General features: G+C 36.6%; 23 protein-coding genes and 5 tRNA genes. 26 read left to right on the top strand and 2 right to left on the bottom strand.

Features of this window, described 5'->3' with window-relative positions:
* Positions 1–122: 122 nt before the first annotated feature.
* The 14 genes from M1D66_RS26015 (at position 123) to uvsE (ending at position 13,257) form a co-directional block, all read left to right on the top strand.
* Positions 123–230, top strand: coding sequence for a DUF3948 family protein (locus M1D66_RS26015; RefSeq protein ID WP_000664237.1), 108 nt, complete (start codon positions 123–125; stop codon positions 228–230).
* 35 nt (positions 231–265) lie between these two features.
* Positions 266–382: a DUF3948 family protein gene (locus M1D66_RS26010; RefSeq protein ID WP_000654250.1), complete on the top strand. Its 117-nt coding sequence runs from the start codon at positions 266–268 to the stop codon at positions 380–382.
* A 35-nt stretch (positions 383–417) separates the two neighbouring features.
* On the top strand, positions 418–534 hold the full coding sequence (locus M1D66_RS26005) for a DUF3948 family protein (RefSeq protein WP_000654250.1): 117 nt from the start codon (positions 418–420) through the stop codon (positions 532–534).
* Positions 535–578: 44 nt separating this feature from the next.
* Entirely contained in the window at positions 579–686 is a 108-nt protein-coding gene (locus tag M1D66_RS26000; protein WP_000664237.1) for a DUF3948 family protein, read from the top strand.
* Between the two features lie 43 nt (positions 687–729).
* Positions 730–840 (top strand): DUF3948 family protein, encoded by a 111-nt coding sequence (locus tag M1D66_RS25995; protein WP_001083690.1) that lies wholly within the window; start codon positions 730–732, stop codon positions 838–840.
* Between the two features lie 393 nt (positions 841–1,233).
* A complete protein-coding gene (gene hppD / locus M1D66_RS25990; RefSeq protein WP_000810922.1) occupies positions 1,234–2,352 on the top strand; it encodes a 4-hydroxyphenylpyruvate dioxygenase in 1,119 nt (372 codons plus the stop codon).
* Positions 2,353–2,418: 66 nt separating this feature from the next.
* Complete coding sequence (locus M1D66_RS25985) at positions 2,419–3,375, top strand: fumarylacetoacetate hydrolase family protein (protein ID WP_000674004.1); 957 nt, start codon at positions 2,419–2,421, stop codon at positions 3,373–3,375.
* Positions 3,341–4,513, top strand: a complete 1,173-nt coding sequence (locus M1D66_RS25980; RefSeq protein ID WP_013141710.1) for a homogentisate 1,2-dioxygenase — start codon at positions 3,341–3,343, stop codon at positions 4,511–4,513. The genes M1D66_RS25985 and M1D66_RS25980 overlap by 35 nt, the downstream gene beginning before the upstream one ends.
* A 230-nt stretch (positions 4,514–4,743) precedes the next feature.
* Positions 4,744–6,159 (top strand): branched-chain amino acid transporter BcaP, encoded by a 1,416-nt coding sequence (bcaP, locus tag M1D66_RS25975; protein WP_000809361.1) that lies wholly within the window; start codon positions 4,744–4,746, stop codon positions 6,157–6,159.
* Positions 6,160–6,267: 108 nt separating this feature from the next.
* The gene (locus M1D66_RS25970) at positions 6,268–7,539 is read left to right on the top strand and encodes an MDR family MFS transporter (RefSeq protein ID WP_000799717.1); all 1,272 of its coding nucleotides are present in this window, start codon (positions 6,268–6,270) and stop codon (positions 7,537–7,539) included.
* 228 nt (positions 7,540–7,767) lie between these two features.
* The gene (locus M1D66_RS25965) at positions 7,768–8,853 is read left to right on the top strand and encodes a D-alanine--D-alanine ligase (RefSeq protein ID WP_000161427.1); all 1,086 of its coding nucleotides are present in this window, start codon (positions 7,768–7,770) and stop codon (positions 8,851–8,853) included.
* Positions 8,854–8,915: 62 nt separating this feature from the next.
* Complete coding sequence (gene murF / locus M1D66_RS25960; protein ID WP_086385304.1) at positions 8,916–10,292, top strand: UDP-N-acetylmuramoyl-tripeptide--D-alanyl-D-alanine ligase; 1,377 nt, start codon at positions 8,916–8,918, stop codon at positions 10,290–10,292.
* A gap of 305 nt (positions 10,293–10,597) precedes the next feature.
* Entirely contained in the window at positions 10,598–12,199 is a 1,602-nt protein-coding gene (cshA, locus tag M1D66_RS25955) for a degradosome RNA helicase CshA (protein WP_000206592.1), read from the top strand.
* A 95-nt stretch (positions 12,200–12,294) separates the two neighbouring features.
* Positions 12,295–13,257 carry a UV DNA damage repair endonuclease UvsE gene (gene uvsE, locus M1D66_RS25950; protein ID WP_000961166.1) on the top strand — a complete coding sequence of 321 codons (963 nt, stop codon included), beginning with the start codon at positions 12,295–12,297 and terminating at the stop codon, positions 13,255–13,257.
* Here the strand turns inward: uvsE and M1D66_RS25945 are convergent.
* Positions 13,250–13,822, bottom strand: a complete 573-nt coding sequence (locus tag M1D66_RS25945; RefSeq protein ID WP_242554903.1) for a rhomboid family intramembrane serine protease — start codon at positions 13,820–13,822, stop codon at positions 13,250–13,252. The genes uvsE and M1D66_RS25945 overlap by 8 nt on opposite strands.
* Before the next feature lie 93 nt (positions 13,823–13,915).
* Here M1D66_RS25945 and acpS point away from each other — a divergent pair, with 93 nt between their 5' ends.
* The 6 genes from acpS to M1D66_RS25915 all read left to right on the top strand — a co-directional run bounded on the left by acpS (position 13,916) and on the right by M1D66_RS25915 (position 19,856).
* Complete coding sequence (acpS, locus tag M1D66_RS25940) at positions 13,916–14,275, top strand: holo-ACP synthase (protein ID WP_000583415.1); 360 nt, start codon at positions 13,916–13,918, stop codon at positions 14,273–14,275.
* Between the two features lie 156 nt (positions 14,276–14,431).
* Complete coding sequence (locus M1D66_RS25935) at positions 14,432–15,382, top strand: LolA family protein (protein WP_002004297.1); 951 nt, start codon at positions 14,432–14,434, stop codon at positions 15,380–15,382.
* A gap of 117 nt (positions 15,383–15,499) precedes the next feature.
* Positions 15,500–16,669, top strand: a complete 1,170-nt coding sequence (alr, locus tag M1D66_RS25930; RefSeq protein ID WP_086385303.1) for an alanine racemase — start codon at positions 15,500–15,502, stop codon at positions 16,667–16,669.
* A gap of 308 nt (positions 16,670–16,977) precedes the next feature.
* Positions 16,978–17,265: an antitoxin EndoAI gene (locus M1D66_RS25925; RefSeq protein WP_000004570.1), complete on the top strand. Its 288-nt coding sequence runs from the start codon at positions 16,978–16,980 to the stop codon at positions 17,263–17,265.
* Positions 17,266–17,269: 4 nt separating this feature from the next.
* Positions 17,270–17,620 (top strand): type II toxin-antitoxin system endoribonuclease NdoA, encoded by a 351-nt coding sequence (gene ndoA, locus M1D66_RS25920; protein ID WP_000635965.1) that lies wholly within the window; start codon positions 17,270–17,272, stop codon positions 17,618–17,620.
* A gap of 67 nt (positions 17,621–17,687) precedes the next feature.
* Positions 17,688–19,856: a Tex family protein gene (locus M1D66_RS25915; protein ID WP_048558646.1), complete on the top strand. Its 2,169-nt coding sequence runs from the start codon at positions 17,688–17,690 to the stop codon at positions 19,854–19,856.
* Positions 19,857–19,913: 57 nt separating this feature from the next.
* Here the strand turns inward: M1D66_RS25915 and cmpA are convergent, their stop codons facing one another.
* Positions 19,914–20,030, bottom strand: a complete 117-nt coding sequence (gene cmpA, locus M1D66_RS25910; RefSeq protein ID WP_001143642.1) for a cortex morphogenetic protein CmpA — start codon at positions 20,028–20,030, stop codon at positions 19,914–19,916.
* Between the two features lie 195 nt (positions 20,031–20,225).
* On the opposite strand from cmpA, the gene M1D66_RS25905 reads away from it, so the two are divergent.
* From M1D66_RS25905 to M1D66_RS25880, 6 genes are all read left to right on the top strand, one after another.
* The gene (locus tag M1D66_RS25905) at positions 20,226–20,684 is read left to right on the top strand and encodes a SprT family protein (RefSeq protein WP_000344237.1); all 459 of its coding nucleotides are present in this window, start codon (positions 20,226–20,228) and stop codon (positions 20,682–20,684) included.
* Positions 20,685–20,797: 113 nt separating this feature from the next.
* Positions 20,798–20,872 (top strand) — tRNA-Asn (locus M1D66_RS25900).
* A gap of 3 nt (positions 20,873–20,875) precedes the next feature.
* Positions 20,876–20,966 (top strand) — tRNA-Ser (locus M1D66_RS25895).
* A gap of 8 nt (positions 20,967–20,974) precedes the next feature.
* A tRNA-Glu gene (locus M1D66_RS25890) sits at positions 20,975–21,049 on the top strand.
* Between the two features lie 4 nt (positions 21,050–21,053).
* Positions 21,054–21,129 (top strand) — tRNA-Val (locus M1D66_RS25885).
* Between the two features lie 25 nt (positions 21,130–21,154).
* A tRNA-Met gene (locus M1D66_RS25880) sits at positions 21,155–21,231 on the top strand.
* Position 21,232 lies beyond the last annotated feature (1 nt).

Below are 21,232 nucleotides of genomic sequence, written 5' to 3'. Positions count from 1 at the left end.
GTTACATTAATGTTACAAACGTTACGTTATCAAATTTAATGTAACGTTAACATAAAAACTATGAAATAAACATTTCTTAGAAATTACATATAGATAACTTATAAAAAGGGAGGATAAATGATATGAAAGAGCAAGTATTACAAGTAACAAAAGGTGATTTCGTAGGATCAGCAAGTGGAGCGGTAGTATTAACAGCGTTAATCGTATTTCTATCAAGCGTATTAGTATAATAGAAGCTTTGTAACAAAAGAAAAAAGAAGGGAGAATGAAAGATATGAAAGAGCAAGTATTACAAGTAACAAAAGGTGACTTCGTAGGATCAGCAAGTGGAGCGGTAGTATTAACAGCGTTAATCGTATTTCTATCAAGCGTATTAGTATAATAGAAGCTTTGTAACAAAAGAAAAAAGAAGGGAGAATGAAAGATATGAAAGAGCAAGTATTACAAGTAACAAAAGGTGACTTCGTAGGATCAGCAAGTGGAGCGGTAGTATTAACAGCGTTAATCGTATTTCTATCAAGCGTATTAGTATAATAGAAGCTTTGTAACAAAAGAAAAAAGAAGGGAGAATGAAAGATATGAAAGAGCAAGTATTACAAGTAACAAAAGGTGACTTCGTAGGATCAGCAAGTGGAGCAGTAGTATTAACAGCATTAATCGTATTTTTATCAAGTGTATTAGTATAATAGAAGTTTTAAATCAAACAAAAAAGGAAGGAGAATGAGGGATATGAACAGTGAACAAGTGTTTCAAGTAACAAAAACAGATTTATTAGGATCCTTAGGTGGAGCAGTAATATTAACATCATTTATTCTATTCCTTGCAAATGTATTAGTATGAGATATATAAATACAATCATTCAAAAAAAATAAAGACTCTAACGTATTAGTAAGTAGTTAATATGTTGGAGTCTTTTTTATATTCTTCTTATATCCCCTCAAGTATTAAAGTTACCTCATTATCCAGCATTCATGGCTAATTAAACGCTGCGGTTGAAACTTGATTCAACGAATAATCAAAAATCCACTGAATAAAATCCCGCTTTATTTCAAAGAGAAAAAAGTCGAATTTTATATGTAAGAAAAAAAGAGGAATTTGACAGAAAAGATAGAAAATTTTAAAGGTCAGAATTTGTTAGCTTGCTAACTAATTTCTATTAATTAATGTTGGAAGCGTTTTCGGTTGGTTTTAAGTATGGACCATTTAATCTATTTACAGGGGGATGAAGATATTATGAAACAAAAATCTATGGATACGCTAGCTGCACAAATGGAGGACTTTTTTCCAGTACGTGATGTAGATCATTTGGAATTTTACGTAGGGAATGCAAAGCAATCGAGTTATTATCTTGCGAGAGCGTTCGGATTCAAAATTGTGGCTTACTCTGGATTAGAAACTGGAAACCGTGAAAAGGTATCTTATGTTCTTGTGCAAAAAAATATGCGTTTCGTTGTGTCTGGAGCTTTAAGTAGTGAAAATCGTATTGCAGAGTTTGTAAAGACTCATGGTGATGGCGTGAAGGATGTGGCACTACTTGTTGATGATGTTGATAAAGCATACTCAGAAGCAGTGAAACGTGGTGCCGTCGCAATTGCTCCACCGCAGGAATTAACAGATGAGGACGGTACATTGAAAAAAGCAGTTATTGGTACGTATGGTGATACAATTCATACGCTTGTAGAGCGTAAAAATTATAAAGGGGCATTTATGCCAGGATTCCAAAAGGTAGAATTTAATATTCCATTTGAAGAGTCTGGTTTAATTGCTGTTGATCATGTAGTTGGTAATGTTGAAAAAATGGAAGAGTGGGTTAGTTATTACGAGAATGTTATGGGCTTTAAACAAATGATTCATTTTGATGATGACGATATTAGTACAGAGTATTCGGCGTTAATGTCGAAAGTTATGACAAATGGAAGTCGTATTAAGTTTCCTATTAACGAACCAGCAGATGGAAAGAGAAAGTCACAAATTCAAGAGTATCTAGAATTCTATAATGGAGCTGGTGTACAACATCTTGCTTTATTAACAAGTGATATTGTTAAAACAGTTGAAGCGCTTCGTGCAAATGGGGTGGAGTTTTTAGATACACCTGATACTTATTATGATGAGTTAACTGCACGAGTTGGAAAAATCGATGAAGAAATTGATAAGTTAAAAGAATTAAAGATCTTAGTAGATCGTGATGATGAAGGTTACTTACTACAAATCTTTACGAAACCAATTGTAGATCGCCCGACTTTATTTATTGAAATCATTCAACGTAAAGGTTCTCGTGGATTTGGTGAAGGAAACTTTAAAGCGTTATTCGAATCAATTGAAAGAGAACAAGAGCGTCGCGGAAACTTATAAGATTTGTATCCACCAGCAAAAGTCCCTTTGCTGGTGGAAATTTCATTTTTATAAGGAGGAATCAGGATGAAATTTGTTACATTTCGTCTTCCTTCAAAAGAACTACGGGCTGGATGGCTTGAAGGTGACAAAGTAATAGATATGAATCTTGCTAGTGAAGGGAAAATCCCTTCTTCTATGATTGCTTTTTTAGAGAAAGCGGATGAGTATGTAGAAGTAGTGCGGAATATTAAGAATCCAAATAAGGGTATATATGCTTTAGAAGAAGTACAATTGACAGCTGCTCTTCCTAATCCGAGTAGTATTCGAGATTTTTACGCATTTGAACAACATGTAAAAACAGCTCGCGGACGAAGAGGATTAGATGTTGTGCCTGAATGGTATGATATTCCGGTTTTTTATTTTACTAATCATCGTGCTGTAATTGGTTCCAGTGATTTTGTAATTGGTCCGAAAAAGTCTAAAAAGCTTGATTATGAGTTGGAGATTGCTTGCGTAATAGGAAGAGAAGGGCGAAATATTTCTCGTGAGCAAGCAGAGGAATATATTTTTGGTTATTGTATTATGAACGACTGGAGTGCGAGAGACTTACAAGCAACAGAAATGAAAGTAGGTCTCGGTCCAGCGAAAGGAAAAGACTTTGCAACTTCTTTAGGAGCACATCTTGTTACGAAAGAGGAATTAGACGTTTATCGTAATGGTGATCGATATAATTTAGAAATGACTGCTCATGTAAATGGAAAACTATTATCAAAAGGAAACTTCCAAGATATTTACTATACATTTGCTGAAATGATTGAACGTGCTTCAGAGGACGTTACGTTATATCCAGGAGATGTGATTGGTTCTGGGACAGTAGGAACAGGATGTATTTTAGAACTGGGTACAGAAGAGTGGCTACAAGATGGAGATGTTGTAGAACTGTCGATTACTGGTTTAGGTACACTACGTAATACGATCAAAAAAGAAAAGGAAGCGGGTGATGGGCATGTTTTATCGTCACATGGGAGAACTACCTCATAAACGACATGTACAATTTCGTAAAAAAGATGGATCGCTTTATCGTGAACAGGTAATGGGAACAAAAGGTTTTTCTGGTACGCAGTCTATTTTGTATCATCATTATATGCCGACAGAAGTAGGTCATTCTGCATTATCGCATTCTTGTCAGTTGCAGTATGAAGAGGATGTTGCTCTTTCTCATCGCCACTTTCGAACGAAAGAAAGTAAAAAAAGTGGTGATGCAATAAGTGGACGGAATTTCATACTTGGAAATGAAGATTTATTAATTGGAGTAGTGAGTCCAACAGAAAAAATGGATTATTTCTATCGTAATGGTGATGGCGACGAAATGTTATTTGTTCATTATGGAACAGGGAAAATTGAAACGATGTTTGGAACGATTCACTATAGAAAAGGCGACTATGTAACGATTCCAATTGGAACAATTTATCGTGTTATTCCAGATGAAGGAGAGACTAAGTTTCTTGTTGTAGAGGCGAATAGCCAAATTACAACGCCGCGTCGTTATCGAAATGAATACGGACAATTGTTAGAGCATAGTCCGTTTTGTGAAAGAGATCTTCGTGGTCCAGAAAAATTAGAGACATATGATGAAAAAGGCGAGTTTGTCGTAATGACAAAATCAAGAGGCTATATGCATAAACATGTTTTAGGACACCACCCGTTAGATGTTGTGGGATGGGATGGCTATTTATATCCGTGGGTATTTAATGTAGAGGATTTTGAACCAATTACAGGGCGCATTCATCAGCCACCGCCAGTACATCAAACATTTGAAGGACATAATTTTGTTATTTGCTCTTTCGTACCACGTTTATACGATTATCATCCAGAGTCAATTCCGGCACCATATTATCATAGTAATGTTAATAGTGATGAAGTTCTTTACTATGTAGAAGGAAACTTTATGAGTCGCAAAGGTGTGGAAGAAGGTTCTATTACACTTCATCCGAGCGGGATTCCCCATGGGCCGCATCCGGGGAAAACAGAGGCAAGTATAGGGAAGAAAGAGACGCTTGAATTAGCTGTTATGATAGACACATTCCGTCCGCTTCGTATTGTAAAACAAGCACATGAAACAGAAGATGAAAAGTATATGTATAGCTGGATTGAACAAGGTTCATATACTGTGAAATAAGTAAAAAAGGCATGCTCTCAATAAGGGGCATGCCTTTTTCACGGAATCGACATGTATAATAATACCAAAAAAATAATGGGAAGATATATAGAAAGAATAATAAGGGGCGTGCATATTCAGAAGAATTTCTACTTGTTTCGACAAAAGTATTGACTAGGAAAAGCGTAATGAGTAAAATAAAAAAGCGAATTAAAAATTTTCAGAAAATTTAAAACTTGGAGGAGTGAAAGATGAAGCAAATTTTTCAAAAGAAGCCAATTGCAAAGTTAATGCAAGAAAGTAAGCAAAAAACGTTAGCAAGAACATTGGGCGCGCTAGATTTAACTATGCTTGGAATCGGAGCAATTGTTGGAACTGGTATTTTTGTTCTAACGGGTGTTGTGGCAGCGAAACATTCTGGGCCAGCTATTATATTATCATTTGCGATTGCCGCTCTAGCTTGTGCCTTTGCTGCATTTTGTTATGCTGAATTTGCTTCTTCAGTTCCTGTCTCGGGCAGTGTGTATACGTATACATACGCGACGATGGGGGAAGTATTCGCATTTTTAATTGGCTGGGACTTAATGCTGGAATATTTACTTGCTACATCTGCTGTAGCGAACGGTTGGTCTGCATATTTTCAATCTTTATTAAAGGGGTTTGGAATTCATATTCCGACTATTCTCTCCTCGGCTCCTGGTACAGGTAAGGGTGGAATAATTGATCTACCTGCAGTTCTAATTATTTTAGTGATGACAGTTCTTTTATCTAGGGGTGTTCGTGAAAGTGCACGAGTAAATAACATTATGGTATTTATTAAAATAGCAGTTGTTCTTATTTTTATCTTTGCTGGTTTTAATTATGTGAAACCTGAAAACTGGACGCCTTTTATGCCATTTGGTTTAGATGGTGTAATGGCTGGAGCGGCTACAGTATTCTTCGCATTTATAGGATTTGATGCAGTTTCAACAGCGGCAGAAGAAGTGAAACGTCCGCAACGTGATTTACCAATTGGTATTATTGCATCGTTATTAATTTGTACAGTTCTTTATATCGTTGTTTCGCTTATTTTGACAGGAATTGTTCCATACGGACAGCTAAATATATCAGATCCAGTTGCTTTTGCACTTCAATTTATTGGACAAGATGGTTTAGCGGGGGTAATTTCGGTAGGAGCAATTACAGGAATTACAACAGTAATGCTAGTTATGATGTATGGGCAAGTTCGTGTTTCTTATGCGATGAGCCGAGATGGTTTACTGCCGAAACGTCTTGCTAAAGTTCATCCGAAATTTAAAACGCCATTTTTAAATACATGGACAACGGGAATTATTGCGGCACTGATTTCAGGATTAATAGATTTAAATGTTTTAGCACATCTTGTAAATATGGGTACATTGTCAGCATTTGCACTCGTAGCTGTTGCGGTAATCGTAATGAGAAGAACACATCCAGACTTACCAAGGGCATTTAAGGCTCCGCTTGTACCATTTTTACCAGCATTAACAGTGATCTTCTGTTTATACTTAATGCTTCAATTATCGGGGACAGCATGGATTAGTTTTGGGATATGGATGGTTATTGGTATAGCGGTTTACTTCTTATATAGCCGAAAACATAGTGCTTTAAATAATAGTAAAAAAGAAGAAGATGTTGCAAATTTATAAGTGAAAAAATCCATTCTAATTCTGTTAGAATGGATTTTTTTATTTGAAAATTTACATTTTTCTGAACTTATTATAAGATAATTGTTGGCTAACTAAAGGGGTGAAATGATGAAAAATACGTGGCGTGAGTTAAGGGAGATGGACCGTAACGTATGGATTCGATTTATTGGAGAGACGTTAAATGGAATTGCAATGATGATGTTAATGCCTTTTTTTGCATTATATTTAAAAGATAAGGTGGATTCGTTGTTGGAAGTTGGGGTTATTATGGCGCTTTCTCCAATTGCTGCAAGTTTTGGATCACTTATAGGAGGGAGAATTGCTGACATATATGGAAGAAAGCCTATTATGATATTTTCTATGGCAAGTAATGCATTATTAATGCTCGGTTTTCTATTTATAGAAGGATTTATTCCATATGCAATTTTATCTATTTTTTTAGGGTTGAGTAATTCTTTATTTCATCCAGCTGCATCAGCTATGGTCGCGGATGTAACGGCACCAGAAAAAAGAACAGAGGCATATGGTTTATTACGAATGGGACACAATATAGGTGCTGCGATTGGTCCGATAATGGGAGCATCAGTAGTTGTGTTGTCAAAGAACCTTGTGTTTATTATTGCCTCTTCTACAATGCTATTTTATGCGTTACTTGTATTACTTCTTATTCAAGAGACGATGCCAAAAAGGACAGATAAGGAAGAACATAAAGAAAAGGAAGCTGGGGCAGTTTGGAAAATTGTAATGCGAGATAAGGTATTAATGATTTACTTATTAGCAGGCATTATCATTTCGATGGGGTTTTCTCAAACGGAAGGCATGTTACCACTACATTTTGATAATGAAATGAAGCATATTTTGGGAACGAATAATCCATATCCATATTTAATGGCGTTAAACGGACTATTAGTTGTTTTATTCCAGTTTCAAATTTCAAAATGGGCTACGGATAAACCGGTCGGGAAGACGATGTTATATGGTGCATGTTTATTCGGGATTGGATTATTTTTTATAGGGTGGTTACCGAAGTGGTTTGGAGAATTTAATACAAATGCTACAATTATTTTAATAATATTACTGTTCGTTTATGCTATATATACGTTAGGTGAGATGATTATGTCGCCTGTACAGATGACATTTGTAGCAAATTTGGCCCCTGAGCATTTGAGAGGGACTTATATGGGAGCTGCAAGTTTGCAGTGGATTACAGGAAGCGCATTTGGTCCACTTTTGGGCGGTTTTTTATTAGATCGATTACTTGGTCACTTTCTATTTACAATTTTAGCTGTAGGATGTGTAGTTGCAGGTATTGTATATGTTTCTTTAGATCGCCTTGTGGAGCAAAGGCAAAAAGACACACTAACCAAACAATCTTCTTAGTGAATAGGTGACATACACAAAAAAGGGGATTTCTACATATTTTAGGTACATAACTAGATTAGATTGCCATTTTAGTTTGTGTAGCTATATAGAAAATGAAATGAAAAACCAATAAGTGATGTTATTTAATTATTTATGGAAGTTACATTTTATTTCAAATAGGAACTACCTATTTTTATAAAAAGTGCTAAAATAGAAAAATGAAAACAATTGGTTAGGGTGATTTCATTGACGAAAATTAAATTAGGTTTATTATATGGTGGAAAATCAGCTGAGCATCAAGTTTCGCTACAGACGGCTCTTGCTGCTATTAAAGCGTTAAATCAAGATAAATTCGAGATTCATCCAATTTATATTACAGAACAAGGTCAATGGGTACGCGGTGAGCGTATTGAAGGCGAAGTAACAGATGTTGAAGCTTTAAAAATGAGCGGTGCAGAAAATGCGATTTCTCCGTTATCATTAAGTACAGAAATTATCCCATCTGCAGCTTCTGAGGAGAACGCTATTGACGTTATTTTCCCATTACTACATGGACCAAACGGTGAAGATGGAACGGTTCAAGGACTATTAGAATTAATGAATATCCCTTATGTAGGAAATGGTGTTCTAGCATCATCTGCTGGTATGGATAAAGTTGTTATGAAAAACATCTTTGCAGAGGCTGGTTTAAAACAAGCAAAATATGCATCCTTCATTCGTAGTGCATGGGAAAAAAATCGTGAGGAAGCTTATTCTAAAGTAGAAGATAAGTTAGGATATCCTTGCTTCGTAAAACCAGCGAACCTTGGTTCAAGTGTTGGTATTAATAAGTGTAAAAATCGTGAAGAACTTGAGGATGCATTTGTAGAGGCATTCCAATTTGATCGCAAAATTATTGTAGAAGAAAATATTGTAGGTCGTGAAGTAGAAGTTGGGGTACTAGGTAATGATGAGCCGAAATGTTCAGTTGTAGGTGAAATCGTTCCGAAAAAGGACTTCTATGATTATAAGTCGAAATATATCGATGGTGATACGGCGCTAATTATTCCAGCTGAAATGACAGAAGAAGAATCTAATGTAATTAAGCGTGATGCGATTATTGCATTCCAATCATTAGACGGTGCAGGTTTAACGCGAGCTGATTTCTTCTTAACGAAAGATGGAGAAGTGTATATTAACGAAGTAAACACAATGCCAGGATTTACACCGTTCAGTATGTTCCCTCTATTATGGCAACATACTGGGTTACCGTATCCAGAATTAATCGAAGAGCTAATTCGTTTAGCGATTGAACGTCACGAAGAAAAACAAAAAATTAAATATACAATCTAACAAAAAAGGAGGAAGCACTATTCATAGGAATAGTGCTTCCTCTATGTAAGGAGCGTTTCTATATGATAAAGCGAATGTTAAAGCAAGTGGAACAGATGGTAAATGGTACTGAATTAGCAGAGCAATATGAGGGAATTACTATTCAAGGCGTGTCTATTGATACGAGAAAAATTGAAAAAGGAAACTTGTATGTTCCGATTCAAGGGGAGCGCTTCGATGGACATGCTTTTGTAGATAAAGCTGTTGAAAATGGAGCTGTGGCTACATTATGGATGAAAGATGTAGCGAATCCACCTGAGAATCTTCCGGTTATTCTTGTAGAAGACACGCTATCGGCATTGCAAATGTTAGCGAAAAACTATCGCGATCAATTGGATGTTAAAGTTGTAGGTGTAACGGGTAGTAACGGTAAAACATCTACGAAAGATATTGTAACAAGTCTTCTTGCGACTAAATTCAAAGTGCAAAAAACAGAAGGGAACTTCAATAACCATATCGGATTACCTCTTACCATTTTAAACTTAGAAGAAAATACAGAAGTAGCAGTATTAGAGATGGGTATGTCAAGCCGAGGCGAAATTGAATTCTTATCTAAGTTAGCTCGTCCTAATGCAGCTATCATTACAAATATTGGTGAGGCACATTTAATGGATTTAGGATCTCGTGAGGCAATTGCTGAAGCGAAATTAGAAATTGTTACAGGATTACAAGAAGGTGGCGTGTTCGTATATAACGGAGATGAGCCTTTATTAACGAATCGTGTTCCTGGAATGAATTTAGCAGCAGAAACGGTTACGTTTGGTGATGCAAGAGCAAACGATTATTATCCAACGACTGTAACATTACAAGCAACTGGGACACATTTCAAAATGAATAGAGATGAAAATATTTCATTCTATTTACCGGTGTTAGGAAAACATAATGTGTATAATACACTTGCTTCAATGGCAATTGCGAAACATTTTGGTGTAACGTGGGAAGAGATGAAAGAAGGTTTAGTAACACTTCAAATGACGGGCATGCGTATGGAAATTGTGAAAACAAATAGTGGTTTAACAATTATCAACGATGCTTATAATGCAAGCCCGACGGCTATGGAAGCAGCATTCCATTTAATGAATGGTTTAGATGGTTTTGCTAAAAAAATCGTTGTGCTCGGTGATATGTTAGAACTTGGAGATCAAGAAGTACAGTTCCATTATGAGGTAGGAAAATTAATCGATCCAGCAAAAATCTCACATGTATTCACATACGGTAGATTAGGGGCTCAAATTGCTGAAGGAGCAAAAATTAATTTCCCTAATGAACGTGTAAAGGCGTATGATAATAAAGAAGAGTTAGTAAAAGATTTACAAGCAGTAGTCGATGTGAAAGATGTTGTATTAATAAAAGCATCTCGCGGTATGAAATTAGAAGAAGTAATTACGATGTTGAAATAATTGGTGTATATAAATAGGGATGATAGTTACGAAAATAGAAGAAACTTATAATAAGCGCTTACAGTAAATATAAAAAAATAAAAGTGAAGAAAAAAACTCTGAATATGAAAATAAGGTAACAGTTGGGTTTGCTTTTTACACATACAAAACTTATAATTGATAAAGTGTAATAACGTTTAGAAGTATTTTCGTGAAGAATATACGCCCGTTTATATACGTGAGCATTCAGGAAAAGGGCTTTTCCGCAAATTCGGAAAACGCCTTTTTTTAAATGATAAGTATAGGATAGAAAAGGAGAAGTAACATTGACAACATTTCGAGAATTAGGATTAAGTGATTCTTTACTGCAATCTGTTGAAAGTATGGGCTTTGAAGAGGCTACACCAATTCAAGCTGAAACAATTCCACATGCATTGCAAGGTAAAGATATTATTGGGCAAGCGCAAACAGGTACAGGGAAAACAGCAGCATTCGGATTACCACTATTAGATAAAGTGGATACACATAAAGAATCGGTTCAAGGTATTGTTATCGCGCCAACGCGTGAATTAGCAATTCAAGTTGGAGAAGAATTATACAAAATTGGTAAGCATAAACGCGTTCGTATTTTACCAATTTATGGTGGTCAAGATATTAACCGCCAAATTCGTGCTCTAAAAAAACACCCACACATTATTGTTGGTACGCCGGGTCGTATTTTAGATCATATTAACCGTAAAACACTTCGTCTGCAAAACGTAGAGACAGTTGTTCTTGACGAAGCGGATGAAATGTTAAACATGGGCTTCATTGAAGACATTGAAGCAATTTTAACAGATGTGCCAGAAACACATCAAACATTACTATTCTCAGCGACAATGCCGGATCCAATCCGCCGTATTGCTGAGCGTTTCATGACTGAGCCTCAACACATTAAAGTAAAAGCAAAAGAAGTAACAATGCCAAACATTCAGCAGTTCTATTTAGAAGTGCAAGAAAAGAAAAAGTTTGACGTGTTAACACGCTTATTAGATATTCAATCTCCAGAGCTTGCAATCGTATTTGGTCGTACAAAGCGTCGTGTTGATGAATTATCAGAAGCATTAAACTTACGTGGTTATGCTGCAGAAGGTATTCACGGTGATTTAACTCAGGCGAAACGTATGTCTGTATTACGTAAATTTAAAGAAGGTTCTATTGAAGTTCTTGTTGCAACAGATGTTGCTGCGCGTGGTCTTGATATTTCAGGCGTAACGCACGTATATAACTTCGATATTCCGCAAGATCCAGAATCATACGTTCACCGTATCGGTCGTACTGGTCGTGCAGGTAAAAAAGGTATTGCAATGCTATTTGTAACACCACGTGAATCAGGACAATTAAAAAATATCGAGCGTACAACAAAACGTAAAATGGACCGTATGGATGCACCGACACTTGACGAGGCATTAGAAGGTCAACAACGTTTAATCGCTGAAAAGCTTCAAAGCACAATTGAAAATGAAAACTTAGCATACTACAAGCGTATTGCAGAAGAAATGTTAGAAGAAAATGACTCTGTAACAGTAGTAGCTGCTGCTTTAAAAATGATGACTAAAGAGCCGGATACAACTCCGATCGCTTTAACATCAGAACCACCTGTTGTTTCAAGAGGCGGCGGTTCTAAAAAACGCGGCGGTAACGGAGGCGGATACCGTGATGGTAACCGTAATCGTAGTCGTGATGGACGCGGCGGTGGCGATGGACGTAATCGTGACCGTAACCGTGATGGACGTAATCGTGACGGAAACCGTGATCGCAATCGTGATGGTAACCGCGATCGTAATCGTGATGGTGGTAGTCGTGGTCGTAGAGGTGAAGGCCAAGGTCGCCCTGGTTCTTCAAATGGACGCGGCGAAAGAAAACATCATAGCCGTCCACAAGCTTAATAAAAAAAGAGAATGCCCTTTGCGGGCATTCTCTTTTTTTTATTTCTATAATTGTGCATACTACATAATAGTTATGATAGAAAAGGGGCTGTTATATGCTTGTAAGGCTTGGTTACGTTGCGATGAGTGTACATTTGAAGAATGCATCTCCATCTCAAACGATGACGTATGCACAGTTTCAGAAATTAGATGATCGTGATGCTGCAATTCGTAAGCTTGAAAGAATTGCTAATTCCAATTTAGAAAATTGTTTACGTTTATTAAAGCATAATAAAGGGCATGACATATCTTTCTTTCGGCTCAGTTCAAAGCTCATTCCTTTAGCGAATCATGAGGAATTGCTAGAGTGGAACTATATTCGTCCGTTAAAAGAAAATTTAAAAAAACTAGGTGAATATGCAGTTCATATGAATATGAGAATTGATTTCCATCCAGATCATTTTGTTGTACTAAATTCACCTGAGGAGAGTGTTTTTAAACAATCTGTAAAAACATTGCAGATGCACAAAAAATTATTAAAAGGCATGGGGATTGAACATAAGCAACGATGTGTACTGCATGTTGGAGGAGGATATAAAGATAAAGAACTTGCATTAGAGCGCTTTATAGAGAATTGGTCGAATGTCCCAAGGGGTATTCAAGAAATGATTATATTAGAAAATGATGATACAACCTTTACGTTAGAGGAAACATTATATTTAGGAGAAAAATTAGATATTCCCGTCGTATTTGACTTGCATCACCATATGATGAATAATGAGCAAGAAGATTGGTATGAAGATTGGGCACGTGTTGTTCATACGTGGGAAACGTCTTTGTTGCCGATTAAAATGCATATCTCTAGCCCTAGAGAGGGAAAAGATCCAAGAGCTCATGCAGATTATATTAATGTAGACGCATTTTTATCTTTTTTAAGAAGGATAAAGGGAAGTGTTCCGCAAATTGATTGTATGATTGAGGCGAAGATGAAGGATGAGTCTTTATTTCAATTAATGAGAGATTTAAGTGAACAAGTAGATGTAGAAATTATCGATGGTGCAAGCTTTTATATTAAATAAGCTTTGCACCATCGTTTTTTTTTGTTAAAAAAGGGGTTAAAATACCACCGGTTATTAAACCTGTTAAATGACTGATCGGATTGGCAGAAGGGTTAAAGAAAGTAAATAGCAGTAATAGAAGTATCATAATTGAGAAAATGGCAATTTCTTTTGGTTTTGAAGAGCGGTATCGATTGTACAATAAAAATAACTGTGCACCTAATAGTCCGAAAATACCACCTGATGCACCTGCGTGAATATATTCAAGCGGCATAATAATATAAGAAGAAATATTTCCAGAAATTCCAGAGAGAAAAAATAGAATAAAAAAAGAAAAGTGTCCGAGTTGCTTTTCGATAGAAGAACCAAGAACAAACAAAAAAATACTATTAGAAAGAAAATGTTGTAAGTCTACGTGTACGAGAAGAGAAGTTATGACACGCCACCATTCTCCTTTCGCGATATATTCATTAGAGGCTGCCAGTGGTAAGAGAAAAAAGTCGCCTAATATCATCATGACTAAATGAATAAGCAGTAAGGTAAGAATAGTCGGTTGTAAAGAAATATGAGTGGATCTTATTAGCATACGGTTACTATCACCCCTTTTGCATCAGAAAGATTCTCTGTTATTCTTATCAATATGAAAGAAGAAAGTTAAATAGAAGAAGGGGATTTTGAAATGATTATAGGGATTGGTATCGATATTATTGAATTAAATCGTATTGAAAAAATGCTAGATGGAAAGCTTAAATTTATGGAACGTATTTTAACGGAAAATGAACGTAATGTTGCTATGGAGCTGAAAGGAAGTCGCCTTACAGAGTTTGTAGCTGGAAGGTTTGCAGCGAAAGAGGCGTATTCAAAAGCTGTAGGTACTGGTATCGGAAAAGAAGTGAGTTTTTTAGATATTGAAGTGAAAAATGATGAAAGAGGTAAGCCAATTCTGATTACAAGTACAGAGCATATTGTTCATTTATCAATTAGTCATAGTAAGGAATTTGCTGTTGCTCAAGTTGTTTTAGAAAGCTCGTCACGCTAGTCTGCATATTTTATATCTTTGTCTCATATATTTGAGGTAGCGATAAGGAAGGTACATCTTCCATTCATTTATAGGGGCAAAGGGGCTGAATTGATGAAAAGGCGTCTGTTTTTAGTTCTTGTCGGTTTATTGACCGTTTTTGTGTTGGCGGGTTGTATGGAAAAGAAGCAAGATGATGTCGTGAGAGATTTAGAATCAAAAGTAAAAGGGATGAAAAGTTATCAAGCTGAGGCAAAATTATCTATTAAAACAGGCAATGAGCCTCAAGAGTATAACGTAGAGATTTGGCATAAGGAACCGTCTTTTTATCGTGTGAATTTAAAAAATGCAAAAAAAGATCAGAGCCAAATTATTTTGAGAAATGAAGAAGGTGTATTTGTATTAACGCCAGCACTTAATAAGAGCTTCCGTTTTCAAAGTGATTGGCCGCAAAATAGTAGCCAGGCTTATTTATATGAATCACTTGTAAGAGATATTTTGCAGGACAAGAAAAACCTTACTTTTGAGAAAACAGATAAGTATTATATTTTTAAAACAAAAACAAACTATCAACATCAAAATATGTTGCCGAGACAAGAGATTACATTGAATAAGAGCGACTTGACTCCAGTTTCAGTGAAGTTAATGGATAATGATCAAAATGTTCTTGTGAAAGTAGATTTCTCTAAAGTGAAATTCGATGCGAAATTTGATAAAGGTGCATTTGATACGAAACAAAATATGTCTAGAGCGCAGGTAGATGTTCAAACAACAGCGAAAGAAGACAAACCGTTTGCTATTTTGTATCCACTTGATACACCACAAGGTATGACTCTGCAAGATGAAAAAGAGTTGAAGACAGACAGTGGCAAGCGTGCGATACTCACATACACTGGAAATAAGAAATCCTTTACTTTAATACAAGAAAAGGCAAAAGTTGCAGAAGCATCATCAGCGGTAAGTGTAAGTGGAGAACCAGTTGATCTTGGGTTTACGATTGGTGCATTAACAAAAGACTCTGTAACGTGGTCGCATAACGGAGTAGAATATATGCTCGTGTCTAAAGGTTTAGAGCCGAAGGAGCTGTTAATGGTTGCTCGTTCAGTTACAGCGAAGCAGGTGAAGTAAACTTCTTAGACGTGGTGATATATGTGCACCACGTCTTTTCTTAGTTTGAAGGTGGATTTCATAAAAGAAGCATATAAAAGAATAAGCTTCGCATATCGTGTATAAGGAAGTGTATTTATGGAAGAAGCACCATTTTACCGTGACACTTGGGTGGAAGTGGATTTAGATGCCATTTATAACAACGTTACACATATTAAAGAGTTCATCCCAAGTAATGTAGAGATTTTTGCTGTAGTTAAAGCAAACGCATATGGGCACGATTATGTACCGGTGGCTAAAACGGCATTAGAAGCAGGGGCAACAAGGTTAGCTGTTGCTTTTTTAGATGAGGCTTTAGTGCTTCGGAGGGCTGGTATTACTGAGCCGATTTTAGTGTTAGGTCCCTCGCCGCCGCGTGATGTAAATGTAGCTGCTGAAAATGATGTAGCGCTAACTGTTTTTCAAAAAGAATGGGTGGACGAAGCAATTAAACTTTGGGATGGTTCATCTGTAATGAAATTCCATATTAACTTTGATAGTGGTATGGGGAGAATTGGAATACGTGAAAGAAAAGAGCTAAAAGAATTTTTAAAGAGTTTAGAGGGTGCACCGTTTTTAGAGTTAGAAGGAGTATACACGCATTTTGCAACGGCAGATGAGGTTGAGACTTCGTATTTTGATAAGCAATATAACACGTTCTTAGAGCAGTTAAGTTGGTTGAAAGAATTTGGAGTGGATCCTAAGTTTGTTCATACAGCTAATAGTGCTGCCACGTTACGTTTTCAAGGGATTACATTTAATGCAGTGCGAATTGGGATTGCAATGTATGGATTATCTCCTTCTGTAGAAATACGTCCTTTTTTACCATTTGAATTAGAACCGGCGCTATCACTTCATACGAAAGTCGCTCATATTAAACAGGTAATTAAAGGTGATGGAATTAGTTATAACGTCACCTACCGAACGAAAACTGAAGAATGGATTGCGACTGTAGCGATTGGCTATGCAGATGGGTGGCTTAGAAGGTTACAAGGATTTGAAGTGCTTATAAATGGTAAAAGGGTACCGATTGTAGGGCGAATAACAATGGATCAGTTCATGATTCATCTTCCTTGTGAAGTACCACTTGGTACGAAAGTTACGCTTATTGGAAGGCAAGGAGATGAGTATATTAGCGCTACAGAGGTTGCGGAATACTCAGGGACTATTAATTATGAAATTATTGCAACGATCAGTTTCCGTGTGCCAAGAATATTTATACGGAATGGTAAGGTTGTAGAGATAATTAATTACTTGAACAATATATAGAAGGTAGTATGATTGCTTCTTGTCATTGGGGTGACTGTTCATTGCTGGATAATAAGCTCTTTTTGATGAGAAGCTTTTTACTTATAATCATTTTTTATATAAGTTGCACGTAAGTTTTGAAGAGGAGTTCTATTGTTTTTAGTGAGTTATGAGATAAAAAATTTAAGAAGATGAATGTTTTGTTTGTGAATTGGAAAACATAAGCAAGGAATAAGGAAGTCTTTGCAACAGGCTCCATACAATGGTATTATTACAATAGGTGTCATATATATATTTGGGTGTGTAGTTGACGGTGGAGGTGTATTTTTGTGTCCGAATCAAGTGTAACTACTGAAATCGTGGTTCGGTTGCCAAAGCAAATGGTAACGGAATTGGACGGAATTGGAAAACAAGAGAATAAGAATCGCCATGAACTAATTTGCCAGGCAACACAATTGTTATTGCGTCAACATAAGACGAAGAAACGCTACCAACATGAATCAATGCGACGTGGGTACATTGAAATGGGAAAAATTAATCTTGGTATTGCATCTGAAGCTTTCTTAGCAGAGTATGAAGCAGCTCATACAGTAGAACGCTTAGTTAGCGGGGGGTAATATTTTGATTGTAAAACGCGGCGACGTGTATTTTGCAGACCTTTCCCCAGTTGTTGGTTCTGAGCAAGGAGGCGTTCGTCCGGTTCTTGTCATTCAAAATGACATCGGAAATCGTTTTAGTCCAACGGTGATTGTAGCGGCTATTACTGCACAGATTCAAAAAGCGAAATTACCCACTCATGTGGAAATTGATGCGAAAAAGTATGGTTTTGAGAGAGATTCTGTTATTTTACTTGAGCAGATTCGAACAATCGATAAGCAACGCTTAACGGACAAAATCACTCATTTGGATGAAGTGATGATGAGTCGTGTAGATGAAGCGTTACAAATTAGTTTAGGACTAATAGATTTTTAAATCGGCAGTTTAAGTTGCTCTCTTTGAAGGGCAACTTTTTTTATTATAGAGGAGGTTACGGTTGTATATGGAAATGGTAGATAATCGACAAGCGTTAATGAAAATGTTAGTGAAAGAATTAGGCTTTACCGAAAAGCAAGTTCGTCATGTTATTCAATTAACAGAAGAAGGTAACACAGTTCCATTTATTGCTCGTTACCGAAAAGAATGGACAGGCTCTTTAGATGAGGTGCAAATTCGTACGATTTTAGAGAGATGGCAATATATGATGCAACTTGAAGATAGGAAGGAAGAAGTTCTTCGTCTTATTGATGAGAAGGGGAAACTGACAGAAGAGCTACGACAGCAAATTGTTAAAGCTACAAAGTTGCAAGAAGTAGAAGATCTATATCGTCCATATAAAGAGAAAAGAAGAACGAAAGCGACAATTGCTAAAGAAAAAGGATTAGAACCATTAGCTGAATGGTTATTGTTATATAAGAAAGAAGATCCGGCTAAAAAGGCAGTGGAATTTATTAATGTAGAGAAAGAAGTGCAATCTGCAGAAGAAGCTTTACAAGGTGCACAAGACATTATTGCAGAAATGGTTTCAGATGAAGCTGCGTATCGTAGTTGGATTCGAAATGTTACTTTTAGAAAAGGTGTTATGTCTTCGTCCGTGAAAGATGAAGAAAAAGATGAAAAGAATATATATGAAATGTATTACAGTTATGAAGAACCATTGCAAAAAGTAGTACCACATCGTGTATTAGCAATGAATCGTGGCGAGAAAGAAGATATATTGAGAGTTGCTGTTGTTCCGCCAGTAGCTGAGATAGTAACTTTCTTAAATAAGAAAGTAATTCGTGATAACGATTCGAAAAGTGCACATTATGTACAATTAGCGATTGAAGATGGTTATAAACGATTAATTCAATCTTCAATTGAAAGAGAGATTCGTAAAGAATTAACAGAAACAGCTGAAGAACAAGCAATACATATTTTCTCTGAGAACTTACGTAACTTATTATTACAACCTCCGATGAAAGGGAAAGTCGTGCTAGCGGTAGATCCGGCATATAGAACTGGTTGTAAATTGTCTGTAGTAGATGATACGGGGAAAGTACTACATATCGATGTTATTTATCCGCATCCACCTGTTCGTAAATATGATGATGCAAAAACGAAAGTTCTTTCTATTATAGATAAATATCAAGTTGAAATGATTGCAATTGGTAATGGGACAGCATCTAGAGAAACAGAAGAGTTTATAGTAGATGTATTACAAAGTGTGAACCGAGATGTCTTTTATATTATTGTAAATGAAGCGGGTGCTAGTGTATATTCAGCTTCTGATTTAGCCCGTGAGGAATTCCCAAATTTACAAGTTGAAGAGAGAAGTGCCGTTTCTATTGGGAGACGTCTGCAAGATCCACTTGCTGAACTTGTGAAAATTGATCCTAAATCAGTTGGGGTTGGACAATACCAACATGATGTATCTCAAAAGAGACTGAATGAGTCATTAACATTTGTAGTAGAAACAGCTGTTAACCAAGTTGGGGTTAATGTAAATACGGCTTCGGTTGCATTGTTACAATATGTTTCAGGTTTATCGAAAACTGTTGCGAAAAATATTGTGGCAAAGAGAGAAGAAGATGGGAAATTCACGAAGCGCACGGAATTAAAGAAAATCCCACGTTTAGGTGCAAAGACGTATGAACAATGTATAGGTTTCTTACGTATACTAGAAGGAGCGAATCCATTAGATCGAACAGGTATTCATCCAGAGCAATATAAAAATGTTGAATTATTATTGAAGAGTCTAGGGTTATCGATAGATGACGTAGGACAACCGCAATTACAAAAGAGATTGGAAGAAGTAGAGATTTCTAAGTTATCTCAAGAAACAGGAGTTGGAGAGCCGACGTTAGTTGATATTATAGATGCGCTTATTAGTCCAGAACGCGATATGAGGGATGAGTTGCCTAAACCACTTCTGAAAAAAGGGATTTTGAAATTAGAAGATTTAAAACGTGGTATGGAATTAGAAGGAACAGTTCGTAACGTTGTTGATTTTGGTGCTTTTGTTGATGTTGGCGTAAAGCAAGATGGTTTAGTACATATTTCTAAACTTAGCAAACAGTTTGTAAAGCATCCGTTAGATGTTGTATCAGTAGGGCAAATTGTAAAAGTATGGGTAGATGATATTGATACAAAAAAAGGACGCGTTGCACTATCTATGTTGCCGATTGAATAGTAAGAGAAGAGAGCAGATGAAACTGCTCTTTTTTTATGGAATAAAAAGTGTAATGGATTATGAGCTTTGATGTATTTTGCTATAATAAAACCAGCATTCATTTAATAACTTAATTTGATACCGGTTTTTTTCGAAATATGCACGTTGCATTTGTTTTTTTAGCCACGTAGGCATAGGAATCCCTCCTTGTTTAATCCTGCTCTCAAAAATCTAAAATGCTATTGATGAGAGGTTGGTGAGTGGATTTCTATTCATGTTTTGTTTTTAGAAACCACGCTTCTTACATGAGGATGGGTATATGTACTATTTAATATATGTATAAGAAGGGAGAAAAGTGTAAAAATATTTTTTTGTTTAGGAGGAATGAGAGTGGATGAGCAAGAAATTCAGCGACTAGTGGAAGAAGTGTCACTACAATACTTTGAGATGCCGTTCTTACATAAAGCAGTGTTTAATAATAGATTACGTACAACTGGTGGGCGTTATTTATTGAAGAGTCATAATATCGAATTGAATTATCGATATTACGAAGTGTATGGTGAAGAAGAGTTAGTCGGGATTATTAAACATGAGCTTTGTCATTATCACTTACATATTGCAGGAAGAGGGTATAAGCACAGGGACAGGGATTTTCGTGAGTTGTTAAAGAAAGTTGATGCACCACGTTTTTGTAAACGAATGATTAATGAAGAGAAGGAAAAAAAGATTTATAAGTATGAATGTATGGAGTGTTCACTTCAATATGTAAGAAGGCGTCAAATAAATACAAAAAGATATGTCTGTGGAAAGTGTAAAGGGAAACTCAAACCGATATCGAAAACATCTTGACAGTAAAAACGCAATCCAGTATATTATAAACATGTCACGTTTGAACAAGATGTTGTTAAAAACTTCTTGACTTACAGAGAGAATTTTTATAAGATACAAATTGTCTTCATTATTCCGCAGTAGCTCAGTGGTAGAGCTATCGGCTGTTAACCGATCGGTCGTAGGTTCGAGTCCTACCTGCGGAGCCATACAGAGAAGTACCCAAGTGGCTCAAGGGGCTCCCCTGCTAAGGGAGTAGATCGCTAACGCGGTGCGAGGGTTCGAATCCCTTCTTCTCTGCCATACATATTGGCCCGTTGGTCAAGTGGTTAAGACACCGCCCTTTCACGGCGGTAACACGGGTTCGAATCCCGTACGGGTCACCACTTCGGAGGATTAGCTCAGCTGGGAGAGCACCTGCCTTACAAGCAGGGGGTCGGCGGTTCGATCCCGTCATCCTCCACCATATAATTTTATATGAATAGTATTGTCGCGGGGTGGAGCAGCACGGTAGCTCGTCGGGCTCATAACCCGAAGGTCGCAGGTTCAAATCCTGTCCCCGCAACCAA

Source organism: Bacillus sp. PK6-16 (assembly GCF_056530295.1).
Note: the sequence above shows the minus strand (reverse complement) of the source record. Positions and strands in the feature narration are given on the sequence as shown.

Excerpts from the sequence above, each read along its gene's own strand:
- M1D66_RS26010 (WP_000654250.1), top strand. The coding sequence starts at position 266 with ATGAAAGATATGAAAGAGCAAGTATTACAAGTAACAAAAGGTGACTTC.
- M1D66_RS25970 (WP_000799717.1), top strand. The coding sequence starts at position 6,268 with ATGAAAAATACGTGGCGTGAGTTAAGGGAGATGGACCGTAACGTATGG.
- M1D66_RS26005 (WP_000654250.1), top strand. The coding sequence starts at position 418 with ATGAAAGATATGAAAGAGCAAGTATTACAAGTAACAAAAGGTGACTTC.
- cmpA (WP_001143642.1), bottom strand. The coding sequence starts at position 20,030 with ATGCCTACGTGGCTAAAAAAACAAATGCAACGTGCATATTTCGAAAAA.
- hppD (WP_000810922.1), top strand. The coding sequence starts at position 1,234 with ATGAAACAAAAATCTATGGATACGCTAGCTGCACAAATGGAGGACTTT.
- M1D66_RS25980 (WP_013141710.1), top strand. The coding sequence starts at position 3,341 with ATGTTTTATCGTCACATGGGAGAACTACCTCATAAACGACATGTACAA.
- M1D66_RS25995 (WP_001083690.1), top strand. The coding sequence starts at position 730 with ATGAACAGTGAACAAGTGTTTCAAGTAACAAAAACAGATTTATTAGGA.
- alr (WP_086385303.1), top strand. The coding sequence starts at position 15,500 with ATGGAAGAAGCACCATTTTACCGTGACACTTGGGTGGAAGTGGATTTA.
- M1D66_RS26000 (WP_000664237.1), top strand. The coding sequence starts at position 579 with ATGAAAGAGCAAGTATTACAAGTAACAAAAGGTGACTTCGTAGGATCA.
- M1D66_RS25935 (WP_002004297.1), top strand. The coding sequence starts at position 14,432 with ATGGAAAAGAAGCAAGATGATGTCGTGAGAGATTTAGAATCAAAAGTA.
- M1D66_RS25945 (WP_242554903.1), bottom strand. The coding sequence starts at position 13,822 with ATGCTAATAAGATCCACTCATATTTCTTTACAACCGACTATTCTTACC.
- M1D66_RS26015 (WP_000664237.1), top strand. The coding sequence starts at position 123 with ATGAAAGAGCAAGTATTACAAGTAACAAAAGGTGATTTCGTAGGATCA.
- uvsE (WP_000961166.1), top strand. The coding sequence starts at position 12,295 with ATGCTTGTAAGGCTTGGTTACGTTGCGATGAGTGTACATTTGAAGAAT.
- murF (WP_086385304.1), top strand. The coding sequence starts at position 8,916 with ATGATAAAGCGAATGTTAAAGCAAGTGGAACAGATGGTAAATGGTACT.
- acpS (WP_000583415.1), top strand. The coding sequence starts at position 13,916 with ATGATTATAGGGATTGGTATCGATATTATTGAATTAAATCGTATTGAA.
- M1D66_RS25985 (WP_000674004.1), top strand. The coding sequence starts at position 2,419 with ATGAAATTTGTTACATTTCGTCTTCCTTCAAAAGAACTACGGGCTGGA.
- M1D66_RS25915 (WP_048558646.1), top strand. The coding sequence starts at position 17,688 with ATGGAAATGGTAGATAATCGACAAGCGTTAATGAAAATGTTAGTGAAA.
- bcaP (WP_000809361.1), top strand. The coding sequence starts at position 4,744 with ATGAAGCAAATTTTTCAAAAGAAGCCAATTGCAAAGTTAATGCAAGAA.